Source organism: Waddliaceae bacterium, from assembly GCA_018694295.1.
Lineage (GTDB): Bacteria > Chlamydiota > Chlamydiia > Chlamydiales > JABHNK01 > JABHNK01.
This window is the reverse complement of the sequence record JABHNK010000017.1, coordinates 17,791-30,575: the sequence shown is the minus strand read 5'-3', so window position 1 is coordinate 30,575 and position 12,785 is coordinate 17,791. Positions and strand designations below refer to the sequence as shown.

The 12,785-nt window shown below is 42.7% G+C and carries 2 protein-coding genes; both read left to right on the top strand.

Annotation, left to right across the window (positions count from 1 at the left end):
• The first annotated feature begins 211 nt into the window (after window positions 1-211).
• Entirely contained in the window at window positions 212-2,128 is a 1,917-nt protein-coding gene (gene lepB, locus HN980_01870; protein ID MBT6928229.1) for a signal peptidase I, read from the top strand.
• Between the two features lie 256 nt (window positions 2,129-2,384).
• Window positions 2,385-12,725, top strand: coding sequence for a DUF3638 domain-containing protein (locus HN980_01865; protein ID MBT6928228.1), 10,341 nt, complete (start codon window positions 2,385-2,387; stop codon window positions 12,723-12,725).
• Window positions 12,726-12,785: the final 60 nt, after the last annotated feature.

Here is a 12,785-nt window from a genome sequence, read left to right as displayed (position 1 = left end):
TTATATATACAGTTTTTTTGAGGTCGTGCTTTATGCGTTTGTTATGGACAATGTGCTGACAGTTTTCCCACAACAAACACCTCTTTACCGCCAATATCTTACATATTCGTGGCAACAAAAGGCGTAACTATTGTGTGAATGTTTATTTTTTTATTGGTAGATAAAAAAGTATTCTTTGGTTACAATCTTGGCAAAACCAAGGTATTTTACTATGAGAAAGAAGTATAGTATTGGTCGTTCGCGGCGCATTTTACGTATGGGTTATGAGTTATACCGCAAGAAGCGCAAGAAGCTTTCTCTTGAAGACCGCAGTGCTTTAGAGTCTCATATTAAGAACCTTGAATCTGCCCTTACTGACCGTGACCGTATACTTTGTGACGAGCATTCTCGTAAGGTGGAGTCCTTTTGTCATCGTCCTATATTACGTAAGAGTTTATTTTCTCATATTTTTGAATTTTGTTTTGCTCTTCTTTTTGCGTTAGTGATAGCGACGGTCATCCGTCAGATGTGGTTCGAGCCTTACGAGATTCCTACTGCTTCGATGCGTCCTACTTTCAAGGAGCGCGACCGTCTTATTGTCACGAAGACGAATTTCGGTCTTAACATTCCGATGAAGCCCGATCAATTTTATTTTGATCATTCTCTTGTTCAGCGTGGTGGTACAGTGACTTTTACTGTTGAGGGCATGAACAACATTGCCGACCAAGACACGAAGTATTTTGGTATATTTCCTAGTAAGAAGCGTTATGTCAAGCGTCTTATTGGCAAGCCTGGCGATTCTTTTTATTTTTACGGTGGTCTTCTTTATGGTGTCGATGCTGAAGGCGAAGATATTATCGATTTCCGCGAAGACCCTTTACTTTCTGATATCGAGCACATACCTTTCACTGTTTTCGATGGATTCACTAATGCCAATATTTTTACTGCTAGCGAGCGTTCTTCCTCTCGCAGCGCTATTTTTTCTTTTTTCGGCGAGCCGAGGGCTCGTCTTCGCACTTTCGGTAATGGTGCTGTCTCTGGTGAGCTTTTCGTCGATGGTTCTTGGGTTGAGGAGGATCATCCTTTAGACGCTGACCGTTCCGACCGTATTACCAAGTACAGTGATTTCTTTGGCATCAGGAACTTTGCGATGTGTCGTCTTCTTACCCTCAAGGACGTTAAGCTTTACACGAATTTCTCTCCTGAAGACCTTGACGACGGCATTTTATACCTTGAGATCAGCCATACGCCTTCGTTGACATATCCTAAGCCGCAGGCGTGGCCTGCTGGCAATGGTGCTGTGATTACGAAGCTTGAATCTCATAGAAGCATTATCGCTTTGGATCGCCGACATCTTGATGTCATCATGGAGAACATGTATACGAGTCGTTTTGTAATAAAGAACGAGCGTGGCGATTTATATAATGCCGAGGGTCAGCATTTCTCTGATTCTTCGCCTTCTTTTCCTGGGATCCTTCCTGGCACTTATGAGTTCTACTCTGGTTCCTGTTATAAAGTTTCGAGAAGCGGCGTCACAACTATCCTTCCTGAAGACCATATTCTTTATAATGATTCTCCTGACAACATCAAGAAGCTCTTCAACCTTGGTATGGACATGCATAACAGGTTCATGCCTTTTGACCGCAACCGTGCTTTATTTCCTTTGCGGTATGGTTATTTCCGCGATGGCGACTTATATCTCCTTGGGAAGCGTTTCCTCGCCAAAGACGACCCTGCTCTTCTATCTTTCCATGAACGCGAGCGTCGCCGTGCTGCCGATGCTACGCAGTATGCTCCTTATGTTGCTTTCAAAGACCATGGCCCTCCTATCGATGAAGACGGCAATATCGATATTGACTTCATCAGGACATTCGGCATCACCGTTCCTGATAAGGAGTATCTTGTTTTGGGTGACAACCACGCCCACAGTGCCGACAGCAGGTTTTTTGGGTTCCTTCCGGAGTCGAACATCCGCGGAGCGCCGTGGAAGATATTATGGTCTTATGGCGATCGGTGGGGCTCTCCTAACCAGCCTTCGTATCCTTTCATGACACTACCACGCCTTATGGTGTGGGGTTTTGCCGCTTTTATTGCCGTTATTTCTTTGCTTATACGGCGTTATAGAAAGAAGCGTTTTTATAGCGTATAGATTGCAATAGCGGATAGTGATAGCGTAGAGCGGATAGGAATATACTACCACGGAGCCACGGAGTTCACGGAGAACAAAAGTTTAAAAGAAAAAAAGAACTGGCTGGGGGAATCCCCCAGACCCCCATTTTTGATCGGTGAACTGTGCGGCGTAGCCACATTTCAATATTCATAGTGTAGCCTAGAAATATTTCATTGTCATTTTCAGTGATGTCGCCTATATGTATAGTATAACTATAAATATAGGCGGTATGAATATGGATTCTACAGGTTCTGGATCTTCAGGAAGAATAAGCCCTAGTCTTCAGGGTTCTGGCATAGACTTGAAATATGGGAAAAATATCAGCGCTATCGACAGTCTCGTTGGCAAGATTTCGGAGGTCTTAACCAGCCATTCTGAAGAGAGTCCTATTTCACTGGGAAAACATGACTTCGTACAAAAGCATGAAGCAATGGTTACATGTATGAAGGCTCTTAAAGAGCGTGTTTATTCCGAAGGGTCCTCCCTCGAAGACATTAGCGATGCTGCCAAAGAGGCACGCTCTGCCGCCGAAGAGCTACGGATAAATCTCGGAAGCCTCGACGACGGGACAGTCAAACAAAGCATCGAAGAAGACTTAAAAAATCTTGAAGAACAATGTTTAAACTTAACTTTAAAGACGTCCCTTATTCGCTTTGAAGAAGAACTCAAAAAATATGCCCAAAGCACATCTCGCAAACCACCGGCATCCTCTTCCGTCGTTAGTGCCAACTTAGAACAATATTCTACAGAGCGTTTCCATAATATTCTCATGCAGGGGCATACGAGCAACCCCATGCGATGCCTTGAACGCAACCTCGGCCATATCCTTGGAGATTTCTTCATTAAAGAAGATTACCGTTTCGAAGGGAATACTTCCTCGCAGACACTTTCCATGATGGAAGCTTTATTATCGACTTTCAAATCGGGGACAGACAAAGAAAAAGCAAGCATAAGAGCTATGAGCCACTCAGAACAAGTCGTTGAGGACATTAAACACTGCCAAAAGATATCTGATCTCGTCGATAGAGGGCGCTCCAAGACAAAAACCGAGGACCTTTATCCTCTTATTGACCAAGCCTTGAGTGCCGTTTCCAAAAATATCAGTCTCTACAAAAGATCTCTTATACCGGGAGGTTTTCCCAAACATGCCATGTTGTATGAAGCAATAGAAGATGACGGCGGAAAATATTCTTTGAAAGTGTATAACACCGGCGCTGGATTACAATATCATACGCACAAGATTTTTGCCGGCAAAAAAAAATACGAGACCTGTCTTAAATATGATTATGACAACAAAGAGGCTTGTCTCAGAGACATCAAAACACTGCTTACTATTGTGATGACTTCCGAAGCATTGCAGTCGAAAAAATACTCTGCAGCTGATATCTATGATGGTGTTCTTCGCGCTAGGCACTTCACGGTGCCTTCGCAGGGCAACGACGATATGATGATGATACCACAGCGCGCCGGCACTTGTTCTTGGTATTGCCTTGTTGCAATGATGCGCCCTCAATTCAAGGAGAAAAAAAGCTACCAACAGTGGAAGTGTCTCATGCGTTTGCGCGTTTTGCGTGAAGCGTACAATCTTCTTAATAATCGCTCCGATGCCAGCATGGAGGCCGTGAAATTCGTTCGCAAGGGCGCCGAAAAGTTGTCGAATTATGTCTACAAGCTGTGGAATTCCGACGACGCACATTCCGTACTATCTTATGACGACGCTGTTGAAGCCTTACAGACGATAAAAACCATAATGGCATGGGCCTCCGAAAAAGAGCGTGTTGAGCTTGTCGGAAGCGACCCCTCTGTTTTTAAAGGGCCGGTTACTGAAGAGAAGGGCTTGTGGCAAAAGAACATCGAAAATATTAAGGCCTACTTTTCTCGATATGTAAAATTTCGTGCTGAAAATCCGCCAATTATCGACACATTACCACCGGATCTATCCATTAATGTCACATCAGCATCCGCTGAAGAAACCCTTCGAGAAGCCGTTGGTTACTGCTCTTTTTTGAAAAAAAACGGGAACGCTCAAGAAGCGGCTATTTTCGCTCGACAGCGGCTGATAACGCTACCTCCGCCAGCACATGGCGATAAAGATTCCTTATGGAAACAGGTCGAAAATCCCATGGCGTGTATGCGTCAAATTGAAAAGCTCTCGCAATGGTGCATAAGTCCTTCTATGCAGATGAAAGACCAGCCGCTTGCTTCTTATATGGCATATGCTATCGCTGACAAGCTTGCCGTGACGCATGAGGAAAGGACTGGAACTCCAGAACAATATAGAATAAGTCAGCATACATTATATTGCGAACCTCTCAATGAACTCTACACCGACAAGCTTTGCTCGTATTCTTCACAAGAAACAACATCGTTATCGGGCCTTTTAAAATATTTCGCCGAAAGAAACGACGGTTTAATAGGCGGGAAACAGGCGATGTTTCGTCCTAGGATAGGCTACGGCATAGCTTTTCTCAGAACCGAAGAAGCTTCGTATATGTCGACATTCCTAAGAGGAGAAAAAAATATCACCAATGATGCCAAATTACAGCTCGGGGTCGCTCAACTTTTTCAAAAGATGCGAGAGGGCGATGACTTTAAGATTTCTGTGAGATTTCAGGATGGAAACTATGATAGTTTTCAAACAGATCAAGTTTGTTTTTATAAAGAACTTCCTGAGGAGTTTCGCATCTTACGAGAAATTGCCTTAAGAAGTTCTGTCTCTGCATCTGTAAAAGACGCCGCTTCCGCTGATGCAATATGTTATAAAGCAAGCGCACAATATAAGCCCTCTGTTTCAAAAGAAATTATCGAAGAGCGTGGCCGTGTCCCTGCTTACGAATTTTTAGACCTCGACGAAACATATGTTACGGTTGAATACTTCTATGACGACCGCCTTTTATTAGACAAGACTAACCCCTCTTTTGAGAGCCCTTTAATACAAAAATACAGGGAATGCGGCGATCAGCTTCCTCAAAAACAATCGTCTATAAAAACAGCTCTTCTTTCCAGACGCGAAGAAGGAGAGATATTACAACAGGAAATTACGCCACTAGAAAGGGCTCTTAGCTTTGTTCGTTCTCAAGAAGTTTTACAAATATCTAATCTTATAGAATATTTTGAGAGCTCTCCGAATAAATTCGAAGATGAAGATTTCCGTTTGTTTTTCGAGCTAATACTTTTCGAAAAAGGCTTTCTGACAACTCGCCTTAAAGAAGAGCCTGACATAGCTCGTCAGCTTCTCAATTTTATGCTGAAAGCCAAAGATCGCTATAGTGCTATGGATAACACTAAAGAACTTCTTTTCTGCATACACATCATACAGAGGCTCAATGAATATGTCATAGATGCCTTTCCCGAAGACACTGCCAAAGGCGAAGATATCCGTCATTTATATGATCATACTATATTTCATTCTGAAGATAGCATCGTCAATTTTTTACGAAAACGTCGCGATGACATCCAAGACCCTAAAGAGAAAAATGCTATATGGCAACAGCTTATCATGATGTATTCCCGCTGTGATATTCTCGATGAACAAATGATGTCCGACACTCTCGTTGGTGTAGCACACATAAAAGACTACGGTGTTGCCGAGAAATATCGTGATAGCCACATCGAACATGAGATGAAAACAGCTCTTCTTCATATAACATCTCGCATCGAGGACGATAAACTCAGCGATAATATGGTGTTAAATATCTTCCGGCAGTGTCTTCCTTCTCAGCTCCCACAGTCAGATGAAAAAGATAGGTTTACTATTGAAAAAAAGCTCCCTTTTATTATTGTAGAAGACAAAACGACAGGGACATCGTATCATTACAACGCTCTTAACGGCATAATTTATGTCGACGGTGTTGCCATCCTCAATAACCACTCTCGTTTTGTTGGCGATCCCATGTACAAAAAACTCTTCGGCGATAAAAAATTACACGGTGTTTCGGAACAACAAGCCGACTTCTTTACTTACTGTAATTATGATTCTTCGTTATATGGTCCTCTCGAAATATATGCCCGCGAAAAAGGAATTGTGTGTATAAGACGAAGTATCGGAAGTGAAAAATATTCGTTATTAACAGCAATACAAGTAGGGAGCCTTCCACTACCAATCCCTTTACGTTCGCAACAGTATCTTCATTGGGTCAACGAAAGCACCGGCAATATCATCATCTGTGACAAAGCGATGAAAACCGTTTATACCATAGACGATGATGCCTTAAAACATGCTGAAGACCCTAGTCTTTCTCTTACAAACCTCTTCACCGACAGTGAAAAGCTTTCGCAGAAACGTTTCAGCTCAATTTGCTCTTTTTTCGACCCCGAAGAAGCTGACAAAATATATCCGCGATATCGCTTCGAAACATCTCAGTGCACCCTTGTCTGGAAAAAGGACGACTCTCCAAATATTATAGAGTTCCCTCGTTATGTCGACAAAAAATCTTCTCGTCTTTCATTCTCGTTAAAAGATGAGCGTTGGCATGCTTCTTTCGACGAAAGCTATTTTCTCGCCGATTCTGACAACGACGAACGGCTTAAAACCCTTCTTCGAAAAAATACTTTGCTTGCCAAGGGTCTCGATCGTTATCTCATCGTTACCGACGGCAAAGGATCATACAAAGCCATAATGCCGCGTCAAAAAGGAAGCGACGCCAATCTTGATGCCGACGCGACCTATGACTATATTATTGCCGATATCGATGATAACGGCAACTTTAAGGTTTCTTCAAAAATCGACGCTCTTTTCATGGCATATCAGCATCTGTACCATCGGGACTATCTCTCTGTATTGCGTTATTTACGGCAGGCGGAAAAAAATACTGTTTATTCTCCCGAAGAGCTTGGAGTATGTCTGTGGATATTATCTTCCCTGGAAGAAAATAAAGACCACGACCCTGAAGCGGCGTCATTACGAATATATGCAAGCCATACTATCTTCCAAAATGTCCGAAAGCTCTCGAAAAAGGAAAAAGCGTCATCAAAATATAAAGACTTTGTAACATATTGGAATAAAACTTTTACCACCTTATCTAGCAAAAAAATTCCCATAAAAACCCCTGACCAGCCATACGGAAACTTTTGGGGCGACCTCCGCCAGAATTTACAGGCATATTATATTTCGGCGCGCAATGTCGACATGGCCCTCGACTTCCGTGATCTTCTCGACCAAGAGACGCGTCTATCATTTTTTAGTATCATGATAAAACCTACCGAAGAGCAAAAGATCGCTTCAGATTCCGACAAGAAACTGTCCTTCGCTTGTATAGCGCGAAACGAAAAAACAAAAAAAGAATATCCTCTCTTGGATGAAGTAGGCGACGAAACTATTATACGCGAAATACTTAGCGCTTATGATGCCGTACATACTATCGATGGCTTCCAAGATGTCCCCAGAAAAGGCAAGTCGCCTCTTTTTATCGAAGATTCTCTACCAAGCCCTGAATATCCCCCTTTTCTTTATGATGTTCTTGAAACGTGGGACCTCTATTACTCTTCCTATGAAGGCAGTGTTGAAAAAATGTTTGAAGAACATCCCCCTCATTTTTGGCTACGTCCCGGCAAAGAGTTCCTTGAAATGTTTAAGGTTCTGTATCAGACGATAAAAAACGGCGAAACGCAACATTTTCCTTCCATCCGTCATATTATAAACCTCATGACAAATGAAACCGACCAAGAAACTGCTCCTGGTAGCGACGAGTATAAAAACAGGCAGCTCTGCAAAATACTATATAATACCATGCTTCTTGTCGAAAAAAAACAAGCATCTCGATTACCGAAATGGCGTGAACTAGAAGACTTTATTGGCACTAGTCACATTAGCGAAGATTCCAAAGACTATTTTTGGGAAACTCTCGAACAAGAGACCGACGGTCTTCTAGGGTTTCCTCCTCGTGTTATACCAAAAGGCCTTACAGAGTCAACATCTAAAGGCAGCACATCGTATTTTAGTCTCTTAAAAACAGGGATTCAAAATATTCATAGTTTTACCCCCTCACCGCGAGAAATACGACCGCCATCGCAAAAAAGCGGGCATACTATCGTCGCTCATCAAGAAGAAGAGATCGAAACTCTTCTAACAGAAAATTATACAGCATTGTTAGCACGAACTATTTTTCATAAAAAGCCTGTTGCCGTACAGCATATTGATGAAATAGGACATTATTCTGACGACCAGCGTTCGCGTTTGGGTGAAACAGTCCCTACTGCAGCTTTTGCTGAAAGCCGTTTCTCTTTATTGAATGTCGACTTCAAGTATGGCTTATCTGAAAACGCTGCCGTTAATGCACAATATACTACTATTGAAGGGGTCGCTTATCATGATATAAAAAGAAGCCTTGTAGATCGAAGCCTGCACTTCGACAGCATAGCCTCCGAAAAAGAACAAGCTATTTATGCTCTTGCCAATAAAGAGCTTCCCAAACAAGAAGGGCAAACAAAAAAGGACCTAAAAATTTCGGGCAAGAAGCAAGAGCCTATAAGTATAGAACAATGCATGGCTGCATATTTGCACGATGATGACGGTGCTTTTATCAGCAGAAACATCGCTCTTGATACCGCCGATGTCGTTGCACTTCGTAAGATGATAACGACATATCTTCTTGCCAAGACACAGCAACAGCAGATACAGCGTTCGACAAAACTTCTCGATGCTATCATTGCCTGTGGCGAAGAATCATCGCCGAAGAGAAGTCTTCTCATCAACAGGCTTGCTATGACGATGAATGCTACACGCGCATATGATTACCACAGCCACCATGATTTTCTCGTCATGGAATATCAAAGCGACATCTTAATATGGCCTTCGCAAGCTGAAAAGCTTAAAGAGATCTTCGCCAAAAGTGATAATGGTGTTAAAGAGAAAGTCTTTCAAATCCTGATGGGTGGCGGCAAGTCAAAGGTTATGGGGATATTGGCGTCATTGGAACATGCCGATGGCGAGCATCTTTCCATGTATATGGTGCCGAAGTCCTTGTACGAGACGACTATAGAAGACATGAAAGCTATATCGGAGAGATCCTTCGGACAAAAAACTCATGGCATACAATTCAACCGTGAGCCGGAAGCGTGCACCGTCGAAAATTTCAAGGCAATACATGACACTTTAATAAAAGCCATTGAACGGCGGGAATATATCATAACGACGGGAGAGACGATACAGTGTCTCGAGTTAGAGCTTTATACAGAGCTCCATAATTACAGTCGTCTTGATTATGATGCGCGCTTTGATAGATATGATCAGACTATTCAACAGGCTATTAAGCATAAGAAAGTCTATTTAGAGCAGAAAATAAGGTGGTTGACGGAGATATTAAATATCATCAAGACTCGTTCCATAGCAACGATAGATGAGATAGACAGTGTGCTAGACTGCCGTCATGAAGTTAATTTCACTATAGGAAAAAAAGACGGTAGTTTCGATTCAGAGAAGATAGATCTCTTCGGAGAACTATTCTCTCTTCTAACAACATCCACTGTTGAAATAGATTTCAAAGGTGAAAAGCACAGCATTAAAGATCTTGTTGGACTTGTTCGCAACGAGCAATCACATCTTACAAAAGAGTCATACGATCAAATAAAACACATTCTCGCGGAACATCTCATAGAATATTTTATAAAATCTCTTTCTCCCAAAAGAGACGCTGACGTTTTTAGCGATAATCTTCAGCAAGCCTTGGTACTCAATAGAGACGAATTGGTGAGATATCTATCAGGAGACAGTCTTGCCACGCCTGAATTCCTTCAAGACTTATCTAGGGGATTCTTGAAAAGCGTTTTTTTAGCAGAAAGGAGCGAGTCCACGAGCGCTCTTGCTTTTGCCGAACTTATTGCACTGTCGCGGCATCTTCTCAATGAGAATCTTTATTCCGTGTTAAGCAATAAGGTTGACGAGCATTTCGGGCTGTCGAAAAGCTCCCCCGACAATTTATATGCCATACCATATGTCGCCAAGGATGTTCCTCATGAAGGCTCGCAATTTTCCGACAATTGGGAGACTGCAAGCAAGACCTTTATAACATATATCAACAAAGGCCTCGAGCGTCATCACGTCGCTTCATTTGTTGAAATGGCCTATAATGAATACAGCATATTAGCTTCTAGTGAAGAAGAGCTAGACCAAAAGAATGCGCTAGAACTCTGTAAATGCTTCGAAGAGGCTTTCGGCCATGATTTAAAATGCTTATCATGGGAGCGTCTTACTCCGGAATATAGGCAACAACTAGAAGAAGACCTGTGTGGTACGATACACGAAGCCCTTTCTCGTGGAGAAATCATTCCTCTTTTCCTCGATTTCATAAAAAAGGCTTTGAGCTCTTATGAATACCACAGTGAACAGCTCAACAGTTCTGCGATGGACCTTCGTGCTATATTACCCAAAATATATGGCTATTCTGGCACCGCCAACGTCAAAGAATCTGACCGCGACAAAAACCTCGGGCGTGTTACTGCCATGCTTTCCGAAGAAGACAATAGGATGATAACGCTCTGCGATGCTGTCGACACAAAAGATATCCTCGAGAAGACCTTCTCTGCATCGAAACATCCTGAAGAGATACATGCTTTTATCGACATAGGCGCTCAATTTAAGGGACAGACCAATGCCGAGATTGCCCGTGACATGCTCTCTTTTGTCCATGGGGAAAACCCTGACATACAGGGTGTGATATATTTCAACGCTGCCAACAAGCTGACTGTAATAAAACTCGGCGAAGAAGAGCACCCTATTGAGATAGGCGAGAGTGATGCAACAACAATAATGAAGAAGTCTGGGCTCCGTCCTGAGCAGCTTTTCACCTATTACGACCAGGTTCATATCACTGGCACAGACATCAAGCAGGCTCTACCTTCTCGCGCCATTGTCTCTTTCAGCGAAACTACAGTATTACGCGATCTTCTTCAAGGCATTATGAGGATGAGAGAATTCACTGCAGGCATACAACATGTAGACTTTGTCATGACGAAAAAAATCGCAGATACAATGCGGCGCATATTAGGCCTTCCGGAAAGCCAGTCTATATCAGTCGATGATATTGTTACATATGCCGAATTAAAAGCAATAACACGTCGCACTGAAGATTCTTTCCGCGAAAAAGCTCAAGAGATGGATAGCATCATAAAGCACCATATTTTTGCCAAGCTTATCGACACTAAGCTCTCTTTCAAAGACCGTCTTGGCATTTTCGATAAATTCGATTACGAAATTTTCATTCACAGAACTGGTCGATGCCAATATGACATGCATCATTCTCATAGTATTATGACCGACACTGCTACTGTTCTCAAAGCGATGAAAGATAAGAAGCTCAAATCTGTTCGAGAAAAAATAGAATTTATACAAAGAAGTGATGATAGTGCTTTATCGCCTCTCTTCACCGACACCATAGAAAATATAGAGAGAGACCTTGACGCTGCCCTTGCTAGAAAGCCTCACGACAAAGCAACCCCTGCAGAAGTAAAAAATCCTGCTAGCCTACAAAGCGAAGGCCAGTCTGTAGAAGTAGAACAACAGGTCTCAGTAGAAAAAGAGACGGAGAAGGAAATAGAACAAGAGAGCTGTTCTCCTGCCGAGGAACGAGGCATTAAGACAGAATCTCCGTGGGACATCAACCTTTCCACCGTCTCTAAATTGTCGGATATCGTTTCTCATGAAACCATGCGTTCAGTCCGTTCTCTTGACAAAACGCTTCCGAAGCGCTTCTCATCAGACATCTATGCCACAGATAATTTCCTTTCTGTTTTTGATGGCGACACCCCTTCGTTATATGAGCGTCCGAGTTACCACCTTCTTGCTCTCAAAACACAAGACAGCAACAAATGGTCCTTCATATATGTCTCTCAGAAGGAAAGCGTTGCTATTGCAGAGCAGCTTATTATACAAGCACAGGAAGACAAGGATCCTAAAATACAAAGCTGGCTTCTTATGCCTGACGGCTCGATAATACAGAGCGGAAAACACTCTCTTTCTGAAGCGGTTGCTGACGAATCTTCTGCCGAAGCTTTCAATATAGGAATGGCACAGACGCTTTTTGCCAGAACACATTTTGCTTTGCGCAACAAAAAATATGCCCATGAATTTTTTAATTGGATGAGGAGTGGCACATCACACAGGAAATCCTCGTTTAAAAAGGTCATTAAGAATATAAACACATATCGCGAACAGCACCTTGGGCTGGTTCCTGCAGAACACAGTCTGATATTAGGCAAAAGTGATGTCATCAGAACGATAGCTTCAGAACAGGCCTCGCCGAAGACTTTCGAGGGCGACTTCACAGAACAAACCGATGAAAAGCCAACAGAGCTCCGAATACATGATCTGACGAACAAACAGTTATTTCTTCTAAAAGACCCTGCTCTAATCAACGCATTACCCTTGAAAAAGCTTCGTTACATCAATCCTAAGAACTACGATAAGATTGAGGGGGTCCATAAGAAAGCGTGGTATTCTATTAATCGCGTCGCTAAAGGTGTTCTTGGAGCTCCTGCAAAAGTAGCCAGACTTGGGGCGTCTGGGGTGATTGGGGCGGCGTCTGGGGTGGTTGGAGCGGCGTCTGCTCTTAAGACCAAAGTCGTTAAGGTATTGAAATAAAGAGTTTAGCCTGTGATTGCGAGATATGGATATGGATGATTTTGCCTAAGTAACTAAAAT